Genomic DNA, 20040 nt, shown 5'->3' with positions numbered 1-20040 from the left:
TCTTTCGCCGGGCGGGGTGGCGCGGGGTCAGGCCTTCAGCCTCTCCCACGCGTCGCGCACCGCGGCGGCGAGCTTCTGGTCGGCGACGGGGTCCGGATCGATCTTGATGATCTCGCTGTAGAGCGGCGGCATAGCGGCACAGACATCTTTGACCTCGGCGCGCGATATCCGGTCGACGCAATATTGATATTGCATTGGGTTCTGCTCTGGAACCGGTCCCTCCATCGTTGAGCCATAGGCGCCGAGGACCATATAGCTCTGCGCGCCGTGATCGGGCCCTAGCGCTGCGACGAAGGTACAATATTTGGGGTGTGCCAGAAACAGATGCGGATCCTCTGGATAGGTCGCCCGATCGGTGGCATGGAGCTGGAACAGCTCATGGCGCAGCCTCGCATAAGCGCGAGTGCATTCCATGAAGGCGGTGCGGATCGGGCTCGATTGCTCGTCGCCGGCCCTGATCAGCATGAGATTGCCGAAATGATCCAGCAGCGCAACTGCGTCGCCGGGCCCGCCCTGTGCTTGATCGCGCGCCATCGCCTCGGCAAGTGGTGCTGCGAGCCTTACGTCCGGCGCATATTTCCGGAAGTCGACGCTGAGTGCCAGCGGATCGGCGTTGCTGAGCGCGACCCGGACATAATGGTCCTCGGGCAGGTCGCGAATGTCGAGCAGCTGCTCGGGCGGCAGATCATTGTTGATATCCTCGCGCACCTTCATCAACGTATCGTCGAAGATCATCTCACATAAAGCGGCGGTCTTCTCGTCGATGGTCCCATCCCCCGCAGGAAAGACCAGCGGCGCGCCGCGTCCCGGTCGCGCGAAGCCGCTCTGGCCGACGATCGCGGGATAAGAAAAGGTCGCTTGGGCCGCCGGACGCAAACCGACGGGCAAGGTGTGGAAATTGTCGAGCGAGTCATAGTTGATGCCTGAGGTCGTGTCCTCAGCGACGGTGACCGCACGGAATCCGGCGGTAAGGATTGCGCCTGTGCACATGCAACAGGGATCGAGCGAGGTGACGACGCTGATCGTGTCGGCCGGGGGCAGCGCTACGCCGCCGGCGAGTTGTTTATAATACCAGTCGACGAGCTGGCGTTCGCCATGGGCTGTCGGGTCCATCAGGGTGCGGTCAACCATCACGCGATTGTGCATCTGATGGATGACCGTGCCATCGCTGGCGACGAGCAGCCCGCCGACGCAGAAAGTGTGGTCGCCATAGGCCAGCATTGCTTGGGTGGCCGCCAGTTGCGAGGCTTGTTCGACCGAGCTGATCTTCACAGACGTCATGCTGTTGGTTCCCTTGTTCGTTTCCACCCCGCGGCGGCGTTTGATTGAGTGGCGATCATCTTGTCGCTCGTTCCTGCACCGGAAAATCCTCGCTGGCGTCGAACAACCGGCGGAGCTCGACCAGGCAGGCCACCTCCGACAGCTGGTCGGTGCGCAGCGTCGCGCCGGGCCGCAGGCTGAACCGATCGCGATAGGCCGCCAGAAAATGCGCATGCCAGTCTTCGGGCTCGTCGTCGTCGAACGGGCGTAGCTCCAGTCTCGCCCGGGTGGTCGCTTCGTCGCACCAGAGCAGCGCTGTCGGGAGCCACAGGTCCCATGTTTTGGCGAAGAGGTCGTGCGGGACCAGTGTCGCGACGGTCAGCCAGCCCCGGTCGAAGATGAGACGTTCGTCGGGCGCCGCAGCATCCAGCTGCGCGAGGATCGCTTTATGCCCGATAGCCAGCACGTCCTCGGGACGGTCGGCCTGATAGGCCGTGATCAGCCGGCGGCCGGGCTCGCCGCCGAAGGGGCGGGCGTAGCGTGCACCGACAGCATGGGCGAGGCCGCGTGCAAGGCTGGTCTTGCCCGCGGCATCATGGCCGTCGAGCGCGAGGATCTTCACGTCGCGCCGACCGGATAGGGATGGAGCACGACCTGCTGGCGCTCATCGTCGGCATCGAGCCAGAAATGGCGGGCCTCCCCCGCCTCGAGCAGGCTGCGCGCCTCGCCGACCAGTTCCATCTGGCCGCGGGGCGACACGCGGACGCCGGCGCGCTCGCTCGTCGGCTGGAGGGTGACCGCGCCGCCAGCGACGGCTACGGTGACGCGGGCCCCCTGTTTCGGCGCCATGCCGAGCGTCTTGCGCGCACTGAGCGGCAGCGAAACGACACCGCCGGGCGAGATCTTCAGACTGCGATTCCTGATCGTCACCATGGTCCGTCTCCTGTTCAGGCGGCCCGCAAGGCCGCCCTTTCGCCGAAAATGATCGCCTGAAGGCGCTGATAGCGCTCGAGCACGTCCGCGGCCTCGCCGCCCGAGCGCCATTCATCCTTGTCGAGCGCCTCGGCCTGATCGGAGGCGGCGCTGCGCACCCGCATGCAGTCGGGGCTGATCTCGCCGAAGATGACCCGGCCGGTCCGGTCGATGAAGAAGCAGATGTCGATGAGGCGCAGGCCCCGCGACGCGAAGAGCTGCTCGATCCACAGGAAGGTGTCGCGCGCGAGGCGCTTGGCCCGCGGTAGATCGTCAAGCCAGATCGCGGCATAATCATCGGGCAGCGGTTCGTCGGCGAGCGCGGTGCCGCCCGCATCGGTCAGCGGATGCCGCCAGTCGAAGCAGACGAGCGGCTGATCGAAGCGCTGCCATTTCTCGAGCGGCGCGCCCCCGCCGGCCGTCGGATGGTCCTCGACGAACCGGTAGCGGTGGACCGGCGACCCGATATGATAGCGCTTGACCCGGACCTCGATATTGCCTGGCTCGACGACATGCTCGGCGAGCAACGGGCCGTCTTCGGTCTCGACCAAGCCGAGGAAGGCATGGGCGATATGACGGTCACCCGGCGCGCTCGCCATCGCCCGGAACAGATCGGCGCTGAACCGGGCGCGGACGGCATCGGTCCCGGGCGCGATACCATAGCGGCGATGGGTGAAGGAATAGACGGTCGGCAGGAGCCGGGCGAGCGCGATCCTGGGCGTCAGCAGGCGAATTTCCTTGCTCTCGCCTTTGGTTAGCAGCGGCAATGCCTTGAAATCGAAGCGGAGCTGCTGGAGCAATTGCTCGATCATCGGCGCACGCCCGTCCAGCGCGATCCGGAGCGGTTCGCCGGCCGGGCCGGTGAGCTCGATCACCGACCGGGTGGCAGCGAGCAGGCGGACCGGCAGCGCGAGCGCTTCGCACTGGTCGAGGATTGCCGCTGTGGCGCCGCCAATGCGGTGCGGCCTGGTGATGGTCATGCCGCTTCCTCCAGCTGTGGCGCGATGATGCCGAGCTCGGCGTTGAGCTGTTCGAGCGCGTTCAGGGTGGCGACCGCCGACGCGGCGAGCGGGCGCGCCGGCCCCTCGGTTAGCACGGCGCGCTGCTCACGCTCTGTGTCGAACCCGGTCCGATCCTTCAGCCAGGCCTGGATCTCCGGTTTGCTGTGGTGCCGGCCGTTGGCTCCGAAGGTTCCCTTGGCGACATTGGCCGGGATCTTGACGAAATATTCGTGGAGATTGCGGCGATCATCGGGGCCGGACGCCGGCTCGCCGAGCGCGCGCGCCAGCATGCCCAGTTGCTGGCGCTGGCGGACGATGCCGAAGCTCAAATTGCGGGCGAGCAGGACCGGGACGGGCTTATGGGGAAGCTCGACCTCGCCGAGGACGCAGCGCCCATAACTGGCAAGATTATCGCCGGACAACAGCTGCATGCGCCAGAACTCGGCCTGGGTGTACACGCCGACATTGAGCTCCTTGCCGCCCCATAGGAGCTTGCGGTTCTCGAGCAGGCGCAGGACGTATTCGGCATCGTCGACGACCAGGATCGCGTCGATATCGGCATAATCGTTGCTGGTCAGGCTCGAGCCATAGACGACGACCCCGGTCAGTCCCGGCAGCCAGTCGGCCAGCCAGGCGGCGAAGCCGAAGCGTTCTTCGGTGACCGGCTTCAGGGCAACGACGGTCACCCGTTCCGCGGCCGTGTCGGCCGACAAGGCATCGATCAGCGCCATGAAATGACGGCGCAGCGAGAGCAGGATCTCGATCGGCGGCTCGGCCGACGATGACAGCCTCATGATATCGTCGCGCAGCACCCGGCCGTTGGTCCCCGCGGGGAGCGCGGCGCTAGTCGCCGCCTGCCAGAGCCGGTCGAACTTGCTTTCGAGGGTGCCGCGCGACCAGCGGCCCTGAATGATCGCGGCCGACAGGGTGACGCTGGCGAGGAAGACTACCGATTGCAGCCAGAGTCGTTGGAGGCCGGCGGAATCGGCGCATCCGTTCGGGGCCAGACCATCGAAGCGCATCAGTCGCCTGGCCGGCAGGCCGCCATGCCGTTGGCAGGCCGTATGGAGGGTGGGTTGGAACAGCGCCGACCAAGCGAGCAGCCGGGGCGAGATGATCCGTGGGTTGGGCAGCCCTTCGCCGAGCGCCCAGCGGTAGCCCGCAAGAAGCGACACCGCATCGGGTTCGTCGCGCAGCAGAACATAGCTCAGGCGGTAGGGCTCGCCCCGCCAGCTTTTCCGATGGGTCACCGTCCGGACCGCCGCGACGCAGTCGGGTGAGAAGAGGTTGTCCATCGCTCGGCTACCCGCGCGCCATCAGGGCTTGAAGCCCTTCACAAGGTCGTTCTTCTCTTGGAGAAGGATGGCATCATCCCGTTTCTGGTTGTTGCTGTTGGTGGCGGTTTCCCAACTGCCGTAGAGCGGATTGCTAATCAGGAACCAGCGCGTTCCCCATTGATCGAGATATTTCTCGGCCAGTGTCGTGCGGTCGGCTGGTGTCGGGGCGGGGGGTATGAGCGGCTCCTTGGAGGCAACGAAGTCGTTAAGATCGTCGCCAATCAACAGCAGGACTCGATAGCTTTTGGCGACATATGCCCGTCGGTCAGTCTTGTCGCTTGTCCATCCCTGCTCCTCGCTGGTAAGAACGGTGTCAGACGCGGACGGATCGGGTAATTTGATGCCGAGCTTGATAAGATTGCTGCGGGTCGCCGCTTCCATACAACTCGTGCGATTGGTGACGAAGAAGACCGTCACGCCCTTTGCTTTCGCATGCTCGATGAATTGCAGCGCGCCGGGAACGAGCCCGGCTTCCTCCATAGATACCCAATATTTCCAGGCGGCGCTGTTGTAGCCCTCTCGCCGTTTGACGAGCTCGCCTTGGAAGCGCGAATTGTCGAGCACGGTCTCATCGAGGTCCATGATCACCGCGGTCGGCTTCGGGAACGGCTTCGCCGTCTGTTCGGTCGCGGCAGTCCAGTCATGGTCGGCCAGAGCCTGGTCGAGTGCGGAGGCGGCCTGTCGATATTTGGCGAGTGAGTCGACGCGATATTCGGCAGCGGTCTGGAACCATAGCACGCCCGTCGTCCGATCATGGGCGTCGCGAATGACGAGCCCTTTGGGCAGTTTCTTGAAGTCGGGGAAGACGGCGGGCGAAGGCGGCTGTATCGGCGCGCACACCTCGGCCATAGCGGACCCCGAAAACATCAGCACGGTAAGGCCGGCGACAATGCCAAAAGTCGATCGCATTTCCGATGCCCCCAATGTCTTGATGCGCGAGGCTTGCGCAATCGAGAAGAGTTTTCAATCAGAAAATCCATTACTTTTTTGAGTTTCTCCGCGACGGTGCCATCTCCTCCGAAGCGCTGTCGCGCCCGCATTGGATCGAATCAACCATTTGGGGCTGACGACGACATTGTTGCCAATCCCGCTATCAATCTGCGGCTTCGCAACTGCCGCCTGTTCACGCAGACGAAGCTCCTCATAGCCACAAATCTAGCCACGGGCATGACGTGGGCTGGAAGAAGCGCCTTCTCTCAAAAGTTAGCTATCGCGTAAGGGAATCTCCAATGGGATAGCCTGCGTGCAACCGAAGCTGTCCTGCCTAGAGGTGGCGGCTTCTCCGAAATCTGTTCCCGATTGGAGATGGTGAAACGTGACTGAGCGGCGTAGCGTGCCGCGCATCCGGACGATATCGTGACCCGCGGAACATATTCGTTTTGAAAACAGGGGATTGTCTGCCCGGTATCGCCAGCTGGCCGCTTTGTCCGCAGCCGACATTCGGAAGCGCTGTGAGAACAACCTGAACTGGTCGAGAGCGACCACCCTCCCCTTCCGCCGCGGCGACCCACAAGACGACACTCAGCCACCGTTTTACAGTTACCGCCTTCGGACATCCGTTAATGTCGGGCCTACGCAGCGCCTAGTGTTGTAGGATGGCGAGAAGTGGGACAAACCCATCGTTCCCATGCCACAGGTTGAACGTCTGCTCTTATGAGAAGCTGACGTCCACGCCTTGTCCGAGCAGCGTCGCGTTACAACTGAAGCTGGGCCGGTAGCGGACTTGCGGCTTCAGGCGCCGCAAACGGCAAAAGCTGATGCTCGCTGATATCGCGTTCGAGCGGCCAAACGGAGCTGTTTGCGGCCATGCGGGTCTTGGTTGTCGCAGTGCGCGAGCGTACAGCTAAACCATTCACTGTCGCAATTGATCGATCTAGCCAGATGCGACGCGCCGACCGATTCCAGAATGGCGCTTCAATTCCGCGCGGGCACGGTCCGGCCCGCCGGCATCACGCCAGCGCCGCGCCCGGTTCTGGGCGGCGCGCAGGCTGATCCCCATTAGATAAGCAATCGCGAGCGGCGATTTTCCCAGGTCGAACAACCGGTAGCAGATTTCTACACCCTGCGGTGTCAGATTCCCGGTCTGCTGCGCCTCGTAGCCGGCAGAACGGAAGTTCCAGGGGGCACGCGGGTGGAGATCGTCGACCAGTCCGGTACCGCTTAGGCTAAGTTCGGGTCGCAATGCTTCGAAGCGCTTCCGCTCGTCCTTGATCTGGGCGCGGATGCGCCGATCAAGCCGAACCAGATCTTCCTCGAATACCCGCTCAGCATGCTCGAACAGGAGATGATCGAACGAGGACCGGTAAAGCGCGCTGATTCTGCCGAACCGGTCCCAGAGGTCACCCCGATAGACTCGCAGCCGATCGAGCGCTTCGGACTTGTAGGCCGGCGCGGCGTACGCGACATAGTTGGTGGTCCAGTAGGACCGCGTGACGTCCGCCATCACCAGATGGATGTGGTGGGCGACTTCGTTGCGATACTGAAGCAGGGCGACCAGCTCATCTGCCTCGGCGGCCTCGAACATGCCGTTCGCGACTGCATGCCCAAAGGCGCGACGGAGCTTCTTGCCTTCCTTGGGGTCGTGCGGCGCGGGAGGCGCCATGGCCGCGGCCTCTTCGGTGCTGATCTGCCCCGCTGTCTCGGCGGCGGCCACAAGCGCGCGCATTAGCTGCTTCTGCCGCGCCTCGGCCGCCGTCTCCCAAGTGCCGGCGCCGCCCACTACCGGCACGAGCGGAAACACATTCTCGAGCATGAACTCGCGTATTTCGGCGGTGTAGAAGAGATAGAGGCTGGCCTCTATGGCCCGGTAGCGCAGCACGTTCCGCTCCAGCGCCGAAGCCCGCCCGCCGCGCGGATCGTCATAGCGGCTGTGCGGAAAGGCACGGCCCTGCTCTCGGATCCTGTGCTGCCTGACCACACCCGGCATCTCGATGCTCCGCCGCTAGATCAGCTTGCCTTGATCCTGACCGAGCATCTTGTTGATAAAGGGCCGCATATAGTCGCTGACCTCATCGAAATCCTCCCGGCGCAGCAGGGACTCCTTAACCTTCGGATTGATCGAGTACCCGTTATACTCGACGCCGTGCATCGATACCGTTCCCAGCACAAGCTGCATGTCCTTCGGCCGGTTCTTCAGAGCGAATGCGATCATCGCGGTGGCGTTTTTTTCGTCCTGGTCCTGTTGCAGGGGAGTGTCCAGGATGATCGGACAAAGGCAGGACGTCGTGAACTCCCGGATCGTGTGCAGGAGAGCGAAATGATAAGCCAAGCTCGCACGCGGCCCATAGCTTCCCGTTTCGTTGATCTTTGGCGAGACGCTCTTCTTCGCTGCCTTTCCGAAATCGACACCCAGATCCAACGCGAATGCGGTGAGCTTCTGGGCATAGAATGACACGATCTTGGCCTTGCGTTCGGAATCGCTGAGTTCCTTCATCAGGGCGTTCGCGGCATCCTCCTTCTCGGACCAGCCTGAAATTGCCAGATCAATTACCTCGCGCTCCGCCGCGATCGTCGTATCGACGATGCGCTCGCTTTCATCCTTCAGCATGTCGCGAAGCTTGATCTCGCCGCGTTCCTCGTCGAGCAGATTGTCAATGCGCGCGATCCGAACCCCGTAGCCGGCCAGGGACTCCATCTGACGCGCCACATCCGACTCGACTTCGACCAGTGAGTGCTGCGCGCTTGCCAGAAAACCCCGGCACGCATCGGCATCGTTGATCAGGCTGAACCGGCTAGCAAAGTCGTTGTCGTGAACGGTGTTGCAGGTCGGGCAAACAACCTGTGCTCCCGTCAAGCTCTGCGAGAACTTCACGTCCGCATCCAGCTCCTGCAGCGCGACCCTTGCAATCTCGATCTCCTCAACCAGCACGGCCCGGCGCGATTGAAGCTCGGAAATTTTCCTCTTCACGCCCTCATAGATCGTCCGCAGCTCGTTCAGCTCCGTGAGCAGCTGCTCGATCTGGGTCCCGAACATCTCGGGCGAAAAGGTCACTGTGACGGGCGACCGGCCATTGCGCAGGCGCGCAGTCGCGCGGTCCAGAGCGCGGCGCTCCGCCTTAAGTTCATTCTGCTCGCGCTGAGCTTCCCCCCGCTCGGCCTTGGCTTCGTAATACTCGCGAGGTCGGATGCCGGTGTGATATTCGAGGATGCCGCGCTTGAAGTCCGCGATCATGGAAAGCCCCTTAAAGGAGCCCCAGGTGTCATCCCAGCCCCGGTCCTGATCCTGATAGAAGGGCAGGAAACAGAATTGCGGTGGCGGCACGATCAGGTCGTTATACTTCGTCGAAAGCATGACGTTGAAGTCGAGCAGGTCGGCAATTTTCGGCCCGACGTCCTTGACCAGACCGGTGGCTCTCCAGAGCAGCGTGTCGTTGGCATCGAACAGTGAGAACTGATCGTCCATGCGGAGGATCGCGTAGGACTCCTCCCCGACCGAGAATCTCAGCATTATAGTGACCGAAGCGTTAGCCCACTTCTCGTTGATCACCGATGAGTCAGCGCCGAAAGCTCCATAGATCGATTTGATGAGGTGCGATTTCCCGGTATCGTTTTCTCCAAAAATCACGGTTGAGGACGCGTCAAATTTCTCCTGACGCGCCTTCTTCTCGATCCGGGAGAGGAGCAGAAGCCTTTGCAACTTCAAGCTTTTCATACGACTTCTTTCTGAGGCTTCTAACCAGACGCTTGAACCGATCTTGCTGCTTAATTCGCGTATATCTCATAGATGATCATCGCTCTCAGCCGGGCCGGGCTGAACGGTGACAGGTATTTCTGTCCAGCTTCTTCCACTTGCACGAAAACAGCCTCTACCATCTGCGTGAGGCCAAGGCTCGCGTCGTTGACAACAGGTGCCAAGTTCGCCGTGATCGCCATTCTAACCCGGTGGACAGCCCGGTCGGCCGAATTCAGCGCGACCGTGCGATAGACACCATACTCGCGGCTGACGAGGCGCTCCTCGGAAAATGGGTAGGTTAGGTGCGGCGCGATTTCGCTCCACTCCGGCGAGCGGCTATTGTTCGAGATGGCATCGAGCCATTCCTGGACATTTGCCTTGGTCAGGCCCTTGTCCTTGATTGATTGTTGCAGCGAAACGATGTTGCCAGAGAAGTTGGCCTTTCGTCGGCACTCTTCGACAATCGCCTGATACACGGCGTCCGGGCTGAACCAGACTTCTCCCAGATTCTCCGTGATGAAGGTTTGTAGCTTACCCTTAGTATGGGAAACGACGTCTCCCAGGCTGAGATTGGTGTGCTGGAAGCCCAGCAACCCGATCTGCGCCTTGGTGGCGGACGGGTAAGCCTCCTGGACGGACTTGATGACTTTCTCGAAGTCGGCCGTCTCGCATTCTTTCAGCCGGAAGGTCCCGTTCGTATTAAACCCGCAGAGCTGGTTCGAGACGAAATCCACCGAGAGGACAGCATCGGCGAACTTATCGACATTGTCGAACATCTTGTCGACGTAGGAGGGCTTCTCGTTAGTGCCGGTTTCTGTTTTCACCTTCTCGCGCTTCAGGAGCGAGGTGAGCGTCCAGCCGCCATTCGTTGCCTTGGACTTTACCTGATAGAACCTGGCAGTTGTTGGTTCGATCGCGCTGTCCAGAAGAATGACATCGTCGTGAAACTCGAAGACGATGGCATAGTCATCCTGCGCACCATGTTGTTGGAACAACAAGGCTAGGCCCCACATCGTCTGATAGTCGTAACGACCTCCTGTCGCCGCCTTCTCCCGAAGAGGCTTGCTGATAAGGTCGGCCGCCAAGGTCATATTTGATCCCCCCGAGCAATTTGATGCCCACGCGAAACGGTGTTGGCAATCACAAAGCGAGCACGCAGCTGCAGCGCGACCCTAGCTTCAGAGTAGAATGCCGCGGCCGAGCCGCTCGACGCGAAGGGCAGCGCCCCCCTCTGCAACACGCGCAGCCAGCAGACAGGGTCGCGTCATGCGTACACTGCCGTCAATCCGAGCAACACGACGATAGTCGGGCGTCACAATCCAGTTTTCGCCGGCCACCTCATCGCGCTCGACCCGATACAGTCCCGGTGCGACCGCCACCTTACCGACAAGCGTCCGGTCCGCCGCAACAAGGTGCCAGCGCTGAATGGCGGCGCTGAGCGTCTCATCCCGGAACCGCTGCCACAGCGCTGCAGTCTCGGGAGTCGGCCAGTTCCCACTATCGGTAAGAGCGACAATGGCATCGCTTTCCAGCCACTCCCGCATGCCCGCGCCATCGAGAAAATCCGCCCCGCCGGTTTGAACCGCAGCCATGGCCGCGCGACGCGACGGCAAACCAGCGCGCACCAACATCGACATCATGAAATCGGGAACGCCTGCCTCCAGCGCAGCGGCAGCTCCTCCGACAATCGTGTCTGGTTCCCAGCCAAGCGTCAGGCGCCGTGTCCGGAGCGCTTCGAGCGCCCAGACCAGCTTGTAGGTGAATACATCCTCGAGGAGCTTCATATTATCCGCGCCAATCGCATCGACATCCGCGCCCGCGACCCAGGCCCGCAGCACAGCTTGCCAGTTATCCGGAAGATCTGCATCCGGCGTAAACGGACGAATAGCGAGCAGTCGTTCGGCAAGCGCGACCAGAGCATCGCCCAACGCTTCGGCGTCGCCGCGTAAGGCCGCGAGATCACCTTTATCGACAAGCGACGCCAGCTCTTCCGCGATCGCATCGAGGGCAAGCCCGGCCTCAAGGCCAACCCCCATCGCAAAATGACCCTGTCGTTGCAGTGGCGTGGTCGAGTTCCAGATCAACTTGGCGCGCGTTTGCAGGATGAAACGATGGTCGTTCCGCGCATGATCGCTTTCTCGGTCGACCTGTCTCGCCCAGAGCGATCCTTGTAGCGCCTCGTCCAGAAGCCGGGGCAAATCGTCGCTATCCGAGTCCAGCGCCTCGACCAGCCCGAACACGGTCGCGTCGAGCTTCTCGACGAGCTGCGAAAGAGGTTCCTGCTCTACGGCCTGATTGGCTTCGTCATCGTCTTCGGCGGTATCCGCCTCTTCCTCGGATGTCTGCCAGCCTTCGCGCGAATTGGTTAGATATTCGACGGCGTCGGCGCGATTGAACACGCCTTGTGCTGCCATTCGCTCGACGATCAGGTTTATGATCTGGATGAGCCCGCTACGCAGTTCGCGATGCCGCGCCGAGTTGACCAGCCCCCGCCAGATACCGAGCCGCCAGTCGTTCTGATCGAATATTACGTGGAGGACGAGGCCCTCCACATCGATGAACGCACGGCCCGCACGGCCGGCCACATTCGCGAATTCCTCACCCTTGATGAGTTCGCCAGCGCGATACAGCGAGGGGGCAAGCAGCACGGCCGCGTTCAGATTGAGCCCCTGCGACAGCGTCGGCGACGCCACCGTCACCTTGAGCACGCCCTCGGCAAGCAGTCGCTCGATCTCGCGCAGGAAGGGATTAGGCAGCCGACCATGGTGGATCGCGACGCCGAGCCTGAGGCAGCCGACGGCGGGGTGATATTCGCCGAGCCACTCCCGCCCGATCTCGAGCGCCCGAGCAATCGCGGCTTCATTCTCGAGCAGGGGCGGAAGATAGCCGCGTGCGCACAGGTCGACGATAGTTGCACCATAACCGATGACCGAGTTGGCCTGGGGCTGGAAGATCAGCGTGCGCTTGTCCTGCTCGGCGAATTCCCACGCCGCGAACAGCGTAAGTTCCTTGGTGTTCGTTGGACGCGCCTTTTTGTGTGGATGGATTGGGCCAGCCACTTCGACAAACCGCGCGACCCACGGGCCATCGGCCTCCAGGTCGAAGCACAGCTTAGCCGACTGCCCCTGCCACGCAATCGTCCCGAACCGCTGCCGGGTTGGCCGCCAGTCGGACTCCACCGCTTCGCCCGGCGCGTCGGACCGAATCCACGCGGTCAGATCCGTCAACGGATCGCCACCGGGCAGGACCGCCGACAGGCAGATGATGCGGCGGCTGGCATTATCCGGCCGGCGCAACAGCCGTTGCACGAGGATTTCGTACCGAATCTCACGTTCAGTCGGACCGATTAAATGACCCTCGTCAAGCACGATGAGGCCGACATCGTCGATGATGGTCGAGTCGGACCGGAGCGCGAAGTCGAGCTTCTCCGGCGTGGCGATGATAATCTTGTGGGTGCGCAGCGCGTCTTCATCGCCTGGCGACATGCCCGATGCGCCGTACAGTGACGACACGGAGAAACCGAGCGGCGCAAAGCTGTTGCGGAAGGAGCGCTCGGTCTGCGCTGACAAGGCACGCAGCGGCGTGACGATGAGTACGCGGCGTCCCGTCGAAAGCGTCATCAAGGTGGCTATCTCCGCCACCCTAGTCTTCCCCGCGCTGGTCGGCAGCGCGACGACAAGATCATCGGTCAGATCGCTCGACCGCCGCGCGGCCTCGCGCTGCGACGGCCATAGTTCGACTTCGGCATTCTTGCGCGCATAGAGGGAGCCGAGGAACAGCCGCCGCAGATCCGGATAGTTTTCTTCGCCGCCGGGCGGCGCGTCGTGCGGCAGATTGACGTGCAGCGAGTGCGCCCAAAGATCGTCGATGAGGTTCCGGCACAGCCGCAGTAACCACCAGGCCGGGACAACACCCGCGTTGGACGCCAGATCTAGGCCGCCATCAAGCAGCGCAATCGCCTCGGTAACCAGCGCCGCCTCTCCGGTCTGGAGAGCAAAATCGTAGTGGGCCAGCGCGCGGCAAACCGTCGAGTTCAGGATTTCGGAGATGGCTTGGTCGGTGTCGATATGATGTTGTTCAAGCGCGAACCAAAGACCGTCGTCGCTCAGGCTTCCATCTGTCAGCCTGTCGCGAACGTGGCGCCGCAGGCCGTCCAGATCGCGCAACATGAGAAGGATCAAAGCGGTTTCGGCCGGACTTTCATTGAAGCCGCCGCCACGGTCGCCGAACAAGGAGAAAGCGATCGCTGAGAAGCCGGCGAGATGATAGGCGGCTGCGGCAATCGTGCGATAGAAGCTGCGCGTCGCCGAATCCGGCGCGCCGTTCCGCACCAGCGCCTCGAAGGCATTGGCCGCGAATTCGAACCCCTTGCGTCCGATCTCGCTATCGCCAACGCGTTCCTTGTGCGCCAATGCGGCGCGCAACAGTGCGAAGCCATATTCAGCGAGATCGGTTTCGATCGTTCGGCCGAGCGGTGGCGCATCGACGGGGAGCACGCCCTCGCGACGGATGATCGACCAGGCCGCCCCGCGCTTGAGAAGGCCGCCCCACACTCCGTCCTGGGTCGCATCGACGATGAAAGCGATCAATTCATCAGGCGTTTCCAAGCTTGGCTGCCTCAACGTAAACGGCCCCGATAAAGTCGCCATGATCGGGGACGCGAAGGTTAATGCTATAGTGGCTTCGGGCGCCGCCGGCGCCGTCCAGGTCCGCCTTAAGCGATGGCGGCGGTACGTTGCCGGAGAGCGTGAAAAGCATATGATCGATACGGCCGGGAGGTAGCGATTTCTGACCGATTTCGTCGCGCAGCGCCTGGCCCAGCGCTTGGTCGGCAGGGTCGTTGCTGTCGAGCAGTCGATCGGCGACGAAGAGCAGCGATTCCGGCGTACATCGCCCGTCATCACGGTCCAGCGCCTCCCGCCCGTCGGTTATCGCGGGTTTGGCCAATTCCTGGCGGCTCTTTGACTCACCCTTTAGGAGGCGGAGCTGTCCGCCCTCCGCTAGGACGACACCAATGAAGTCATCGCCTCGCAGCGCCATGTTGCGACCGTCCTTGAACCGGAGACGTTTGACCGGGATACGGAAACCAAGCGTGTCTTCGGCAAGTTCGGACGCGAGGATTTCTCCAAAGTCGCCCGACCGCGCTCGTTCCTCGGTGGGCATTCGCGTGCGCAGGATCTCCGCCGCCTTCTCATATCCGAGCCGCGCCGCATCGGCAGCAATCCGGTCGAGATGATCGTAATGGCTTCTGACGGTCTCGAGAAGCAGCGCCCATACCCGTTCGCGTCCGCCGCCCTTTTCAGTCAGCAGCCAAAGACGCTTACGACCCGTCACCTCTTCGGCGCATACGCACCAATCCCAGTATAGCGGCATGCCATCCCTCCGACGGACCTTATGGCAGCTTCCGGAGTTGCCGCATAACACCTTGAACGGCGGCAACTGGGGCGCATTGCTGCCAAGCGGTTTGGTACCAACCGAGCGGCAGATTCTGGCCGAAGCTGCCGTTGAAAGCCCGTTCGGCGACCGACGCAATCTGGTCGTGAGCTGCCGCGCCTCCGTGACGCACAAGCAGCCATTCCCGCCCTCCGACGCTTAACTAAGCCTAACGGCGCAGCGCGGGTTGGGCTCTGTTCACTCGTCTGGATCGATACCGTCATCCTCGTCGTCACCGGCATCCGGCTTCGGCTGAACGGGAGTTAGTTGTTTCCGACTGAGTCCCGCAGCGTGAAGCGTGGCCCGGTTACGCATCCAGGCATCATTTACTAGATCCTGCCACTGAACGACCTCAATCTGACCGCGATAATCGCCGCTTAGCTGACGGATTCGCCCTTGCCCGTTCGACGTCGTGTTCCAACCCGATAGCTGCAGCTCCAGATCGCCCACAATGTCGGCGACTACGTAGCAATGGAAGACGCAGTCCTTGGCGACCCGAACTCGAGCCCGTCCGAATGACTCGATTTCTTCACCCTGTAATTGGGCAAGGTAGCGAGTAATCTGTTGTTCGATCTGGTCCTTCGGACCTTGATACGCCCTGCGTCCTGGTTTCTTGAATTCCACCACCATGATCGTTCGAAGCGGTTCGGAGATATCGACCGCTTCAGGCTGGTCGGGGTCGGTTGAGCCCAGTCCATATGCCAGATCCCAAAGAAACAGATCGGGCCGATCGGCGGACCCCGCTTCCACGAGGACGTCATCGAGGCGTTTGTCCGAAGAAAACGCTCGCGTGAAAGCCAACCGTTCGTCAACGATCCACAATTCGTGCGCGCGACTTTTGCGCTCGGCAGAGTCGTCGCCCCTGACGTTCATCGGGCAGATGAAGGAGTGGAGAGTCCGTTCTAGATGGAAATCGTCGGAAGAGCCTTCACGCAAACGTATGCGCGTGATCAGCTTTTCCAGAAGCTCCAATGCTAGCTTTCTTCGAACCACATGTTGCGCGAGGGCAAGCTGTTCCGAGGCCTGAATCTCGCGGGCCGCTTCCGCCACCGACTCCCCGAAGCTGAATTGCACATCGCTATCGAGGGCGTCGATCAACCTTTGCAGCGTCTCCTGCCGTTCCTCATCGCGCCTAATCTGGAATTTGACCAGGAACGAGGCGAACTCCTCAGGCGTCGCGGCATGAAGCGGCACGCGGCCGAGTTGCGTGTCGTCGTCGTCAAACCCGAAGGTAGGATAGCGCTCTACAAAAGATTCATAACGTTCGCGACGCTTAGCGAAGTACTTCCGAACTTGGTCGGGCAGCATGCGGGTGCGGACCGCCTCCATGCATTGCCTGCTGATCTGCTTCAGCGTCCGTTCGGTCAGATTGAACGCCGTGCGGCCCTCGTTAACCCGAAGATCGAGGTACTCACCCGAAACACAGCCGTGAAAGGCGAGATCCTTTTCCCCATCGCGCTCCAGGCTGTCGATCCCAAGCAGATTATCCACCTTCCTGGTTTCGACGGTACGGTCGTTCGCCAACAGATGAAGCTGGTGAAGGCCGTCCAGGCCGGTGCTAGCCTCCGCGCGGCACACGAACCCGACGATATGCAACTCGCCGAATTCTTCGCTCGTGATGGTGGTGTCCATCGGTGCACCGATGACCAGGTCCGAGACGGCTTTGGGATATTCAACGGCTTCGCCGTCAACGTCGACCAAGATGGTCGGCCCACCGCCCATTAGGAAATCCGCAATGAAATGAGCACTGAAATAGCGAAGGAAGGTGTCGGACCGCTTCGGGAACGGCTCCGCATATTCCTTCGTGCGTAGTCCCTTGAAGCGAACCTTGGTGCCATGGCGCACGCCAAGCTCCACTGATTCGTTTTCGATAGTTGGAACAACTTGCTCGGAATTGTTGAGGACAAAAGCAAAGGCGCGCTTTGCGGTGCCGCCATCCGATGCGTAAATGCTGTCCACCTTGATCTCGTCGAAAGCATCTAGCCAGAAGAGCCGTCCGACGCCCTTGCCGCCCTTGCTTTTCTTAAAGTCGGTGTCGATCTCACAAAAAGCGGCGTAGCGTTTGGCATCAAGACCGATGCCGTCGTCCGCAATCACGATCTGGATCCCGCCCGCGTCCGACAGGTTCGAAACGGTGATATCGATCCGGCCTTTCGAGACATCGTCGCCATAGGCATCTTCGATGGCGAACATCGCGTTGCTCACGGCCTCGAACAACGGCTGAAGGCTCTGGGTTGCGTTCGACGGCTTCGGAAGCTTGCGAACGCGATTTTCGATATTGGGCGTAAGCGCCGGCAATGTGGCTGCCCCCGTAGGAAGTGGACCGACACGTATAGGCTAAATGACCAGTACGGCCAGCGCTACGAACCGCGAAATCACCGCGCCGGCGTCGCGACACCACGCGCGCCCTTACCTGCCGTCACTTTCAAGCTGAATGAATGGTCGAAATCTAAGCTCGGCCTCCTAAAGCGGCCGTTCTGCTTTCCACCAGTTTCACCCAAATGCAGACCGCCCGCTTTTGGCACCAGACCATCCTCAACGACTGACCCTCCGCGCTACCATAACGAGACAAAGCTGGGCAATTTTGTCGTTCTATTCGAGGCACCACTGGGCTACCCCGGCGCGATGAAATTCCATGGTCCGATCCTGGACAACCTGAATAACGCGATGGCCAGCGCCCGTCGCTTGCGGGGCCACCCCGTCTACAAGGATACCCTCACCTACTGGAATGAACTGATCCACGAAGCGAGGCGGATCCAGCGTGAGCCAGCGTACGAGCAGGCTGACTTGCTCGAGGCCGCCATCGTCAGCCTGGAAGTCGAACTGGCAGAGCGGGGCGATTGAGACGGCATGGCGCGGCCGCGAGAAAACGGCGCGGAGGTTGTTCGAGATACGGTAGGTAGGTGAAGACGGGGTGAGCCTGGTTGCCCACCCCGCCGCCTGATGTCAGGCCTTGGTGAGATGCTGCGAGATGTACTTGTTCATCTCGAACATGGTGCACTTGTCACGGCCGAACACCTTTTGAAGATCGGCATCGGCCAGGATCTCGCGCTTGTTCTCAGGGTTCTGCAGGTTCTTGGACTTGATGTAATCCCAGACCTTGCTGATGACCTCACTGCGTGGCAGGGCATCGTTGCCCACGATCACGCCAAGCTCCTTGGATGGCTGTACGGCTGCATGGATACCCGTACCCGCCTTGGTCTGCGTCGCTGCCGCTTCCTCAGCACCGGCTTTTTTCTTCGTCGCCATCGTCTCTTCCCCTGATAATCGGCGCTCCTGATGCCGCTTGCAGGACGAGACGGCAACCGCCGATATCGTCAGCGATGCTCCACCCATTTCCGCCGGTTCCACGCCCGTGAATGAGCCACGTCGCCAAATCGCCAGAAGCGGGTGACACGTTCATGCTGTCCCGCTCTAACCAGCGTCCAGCACTCGCCAGCAGGCAGTTCCACAATGCGATGGATGTGAGCGGCATTGATAGAGTAGGCCTGTCCGACCAGGCGATGCCGGCGTTCGCTATGCCAGCTACCATCCGGCCTGACGTGGAATACCTCCTCCACGTAGCCGCCCTCGAGGATCTCAGTCTGAAACGACCAGGGGTGATCGTGCGGATCCGCATGGGGTTCCTCGAGCCGGAAGCGGTGCAGCACCCGACCATCATCGAGATGGTATTTGGTGAACGCCCGCGACATGCGTTCGACCCGAACGATTGCTGTACCAGCCGGGACATGGCCTCGTGCCGCACGCGGTACCCTCAAAGGCATACCAACCCGTCAGCTGTTGCTGTCGGCAAGTTCGTGTTCGCGCCTTCTCCGTCGGGCAACGGCAAGCACCGATACACGGTGCCCCGCGAGATGCCGAGCTGCCGCGCGATGTGCGCCGGCTTTACGCCTTCCGCTGCCAACCTCCGCACTGCCTCCGGATCGATCCGCACCTTGCCGCCCTTGTAGACCCCCCGCGCCTTGGCGGCCTGGATGCCTTCCATCTGCCGCTCGCGACGCAGGTTCGTCTCGAACTCGGCAAACACCCCCAGCATATCAAGGAATGCCTTGCCTGCCGCGGTACTGGTATCGATCGGTTGTTCGGTGGCTTTCAGCGCCACCCCCCTGCCCTTCAGCTCGTGGACGATGTCCTGCAGGTCCTTCATCGACCGGGCAAGCCGATCGATACGGGTGACGACAAGCGTGTCGCCGGCACGCAGGAAATCGAGCAGGATCTGCAATTCGGTACGGGCGTGGCGCTCGGTACCCGACTTCTTCTCCGAGCGGATCGTCTGACAGCCGGCCGCCCGCAATGCCGCTTCCTGAATACCGAGGTCCTGTTCGACAGTCGATACGCGGGCGTAACCAAATAGCGCCATTTGGACCTCATCTGTTCGATCAGCGTCTAGACCACCTCAGGCATGTGTTCAATATCGCTGCAAACCACCCTGATTAGACGACGCTACCGTTCCAATGGCGCTGTTCGATCACGGTATACCCTTCCCGGACAAAACGATCGTAATACGATCCGTTATGTCGTGGGTACGTTAAGCGGCTTGGCGGATTGCGAACTGCTAGTGGCAAACGGCGTTGCCCAAGCTCGGCCGTCGGAAATCACCTGTTTGTCGCACAGTGGCGTTTCAGACTGAGTTTTCTGATCAACAGCTTACCGAACGGCCATCGTGGAAGGATTGTAGCCCAGCCGCTTTCGCCTCCTCCGATGGCGTGAGCCAGTATCTGTTCATGTCTAACGGCGGGTGATAGCCGTCGAGCTACTACGATCGCATCGTTGATGTGATGGAGGAACTGGTGCGCTTCACGGTGCTGCTGCGCCCCACGCCGCCCAGCTTGTCGATCGCTATTCCAAACGAAAGGAAGCCGGCGTGCCGATCGACGCGGCAACCGATCTGTCGAGCATCGCTACCCCCCCACAGTAACTCAGGCTGCTTGGTGGCGGACCTCGTTCGTGGGTCGGCCGGTGCATTTCGCAAACAGCTCGATGGCCTGATCGCAAACGAGGCAATGACCTTCGCAACAATCGTGCATAAGGAAAGCCACAAGATCCGACAGCGCCGGGAAGATCGCGCTGTAGATGATCGACCGGCCCTCGCGACGGCTCACGACCAAACCAGCCTGTTCAAGCTGGCTCAGATGAAAGGATAGGCGCGAAGGCGGCGTGCCGCCCAACTCCTCGCCGATCGCACCGGCAGAGCGGCCCTCCGCCCCCGCCACGACCAGCAACCGAACGATGCGCAGACGGGTCGCATTCGAAATGGCGGCGAACGCTGTCAGCGCTTGATTCTCATCCATGGTCAGTCCAATGGTTCAATATCATTTGAAATATAGTCGTCCTTGTTGGACGGCATAAGAGGCGATCGATGAAC

General features: G+C 61.4%; 17 protein-coding genes and 1 pseudogene. 2 read left to right on the top strand and 16 right to left on the bottom strand.

The window, feature by feature from the left end:
- Positions 1-27: 27 nt before the first annotated feature.
- From IFT82_RS08595 to IFT82_RS08535, 12 genes are all read right to left on the bottom strand, one after another.
- The gene (locus tag IFT82_RS08595) at positions 28-1281 is read right to left on the bottom strand and encodes a nucleoside deaminase (RefSeq protein WP_192125895.1); all 1254 of its coding nucleotides are present in this window, start codon (positions 1279-1281) and stop codon (positions 28-30) included.
- Between the two features lie 55 nt (positions 1282-1336).
- Positions 1337-1882 (bottom strand): hypothetical protein, encoded by a 546-nt coding sequence (locus IFT82_RS08590; protein WP_192125894.1) that lies wholly within the window; start codon positions 1880-1882, stop codon positions 1337-1339.
- Complete coding sequence (locus tag IFT82_RS08585) at positions 1879-2193, bottom strand: hypothetical protein (RefSeq protein ID WP_192125893.1); 315 nt, start codon at positions 2191-2193, stop codon at positions 1879-1881. Before IFT82_RS08585 ends, IFT82_RS08590 begins: the two co-directional genes overlap by 4 nt.
- A 14-nt stretch (positions 2194-2207) precedes the next feature.
- Positions 2208-3044, bottom strand: a complete 837-nt coding sequence (locus tag IFT82_RS08580) for a phosphoribosylaminoimidazolesuccinocarboxamide synthase (protein ID WP_192125892.1) — start codon at positions 3042-3044, stop codon at positions 2208-2210.
- Between the two features lie 164 nt (positions 3045-3208).
- Positions 3209-4528, bottom strand: coding sequence for a hypothetical protein (locus IFT82_RS08575; RefSeq protein ID WP_192125891.1), 1320 nt, complete (start codon positions 4526-4528; stop codon positions 3209-3211).
- 21 nt (positions 4529-4549) lie between these two features.
- Complete coding sequence (locus IFT82_RS08570; RefSeq protein WP_244646627.1) at positions 4550-5437, bottom strand: 5'-nucleotidase, lipoprotein e(P4) family; 888 nt, start codon at positions 5435-5437, stop codon at positions 4550-4552.
- A 1006-nt stretch (positions 5438-6443) separates the two neighbouring features.
- The gene (locus IFT82_RS08565; RefSeq protein ID WP_192125889.1) at positions 6444-7496 is read right to left on the bottom strand and encodes a hypothetical protein; all 1053 of its coding nucleotides are present in this window, start codon (positions 7494-7496) and stop codon (positions 6444-6446) included.
- Positions 7497-7511: 15 nt separating this feature from the next.
- Complete coding sequence (locus IFT82_RS20830) at positions 7512-9206, bottom strand: hypothetical protein (protein ID WP_244646610.1); 1695 nt, start codon at positions 9204-9206, stop codon at positions 7512-7514.
- Between the two features lie 65 nt (positions 9207-9271).
- The gene (locus tag IFT82_RS08550; protein WP_192125888.1) at positions 9272-10333 is read right to left on the bottom strand and encodes a dsDNA nuclease domain-containing protein; all 1062 of its coding nucleotides are present in this window, start codon (positions 10331-10333) and stop codon (positions 9272-9274) included.
- Between the two features lie 87 nt (positions 10334-10420).
- Positions 10421-13831 (bottom strand): DEAD/DEAH box helicase, encoded by a 3411-nt coding sequence (locus IFT82_RS08545; protein WP_244646609.1) that lies wholly within the window; start codon positions 13829-13831, stop codon positions 10421-10423.
- A 4-nt stretch (positions 13832-13835) separates the two neighbouring features.
- Entirely contained in the window at positions 13836-14615 is a 780-nt protein-coding gene (locus IFT82_RS08540) for a Hachiman antiphage defense system protein HamA (RefSeq protein ID WP_192125886.1), read from the bottom strand.
- A 258-nt stretch (positions 14616-14873) separates the two neighbouring features.
- Positions 14874-16973, bottom strand: coding sequence for a hypothetical protein (locus tag IFT82_RS08535; RefSeq protein ID WP_192125885.1), 2100 nt, complete (start codon positions 16971-16973; stop codon positions 14874-14876).
- A gap of 327 nt (positions 16974-17300) precedes the next feature.
- Here IFT82_RS08535 and IFT82_RS08530 point away from each other — a divergent pair, with 327 nt between their 5' ends.
- Complete coding sequence (locus IFT82_RS08530) at positions 17301-17519, top strand: hypothetical protein (protein WP_192125884.1); 219 nt, start codon at positions 17301-17303, stop codon at positions 17517-17519.
- 102 nt (positions 17520-17621) lie between these two features.
- Here IFT82_RS08530 and IFT82_RS08525 read toward each other — a convergent pair whose 3' ends face one another.
- From IFT82_RS08525 to IFT82_RS08515, 3 genes are all read right to left on the bottom strand, one after another.
- A complete protein-coding gene (locus IFT82_RS08525; protein WP_184117173.1) occupies positions 17622-17924 on the bottom strand; it encodes an SWIB/MDM2 domain-containing protein in 303 nt (100 codons plus the stop codon).
- A 68-nt stretch (positions 17925-17992) separates the two neighbouring features.
- On the bottom strand, positions 17993-18367 hold the full coding sequence (locus tag IFT82_RS08520; protein ID WP_192125883.1) for a hypothetical protein: 375 nt from the start codon (positions 18365-18367) through the stop codon (positions 17993-17995).
- A 62-nt stretch (positions 18368-18429) separates the two neighbouring features.
- Positions 18430-19035, bottom strand: a complete 606-nt coding sequence (locus IFT82_RS08515) for a recombinase family protein (protein WP_192125882.1) — start codon at positions 19033-19035, stop codon at positions 18430-18432.
- A gap of 385 nt (positions 19036-19420) precedes the next feature.
- On the opposite strand from IFT82_RS08515, the pseudogene IFT82_RS20825 reads away from it, so the two are divergent.
- A pseudogene (locus tag IFT82_RS20825) lies at positions 19421-19593 on the top strand (arsenical resistance protein ArsH); the annotation flags it as partial.
- A 1-nt stretch (position 19594) separates the two neighbouring features.
- On the opposite strand, the gene IFT82_RS08510 reads toward IFT82_RS20825, so the two are convergent.
- A complete protein-coding gene (locus IFT82_RS08510) occupies positions 19595-19966 on the bottom strand; it encodes an ArsR/SmtB family transcription factor (protein WP_192125881.1) in 372 nt (123 codons plus the stop codon).
- Positions 19967-20040: the final 74 nt, after the last annotated feature.

Source organism: Sphingomonas sp. CFBP 8760, from assembly GCF_014841615.1.
Classification (GTDB): Bacteria; Pseudomonadota; Alphaproteobacteria; order Sphingomonadales; family Sphingomonadaceae; genus Sphingomonas.
The sequence above is the reverse complement of the archived record's forward strand: the minus strand, read 5'-3'. Positions and strand labels throughout refer to the sequence as shown.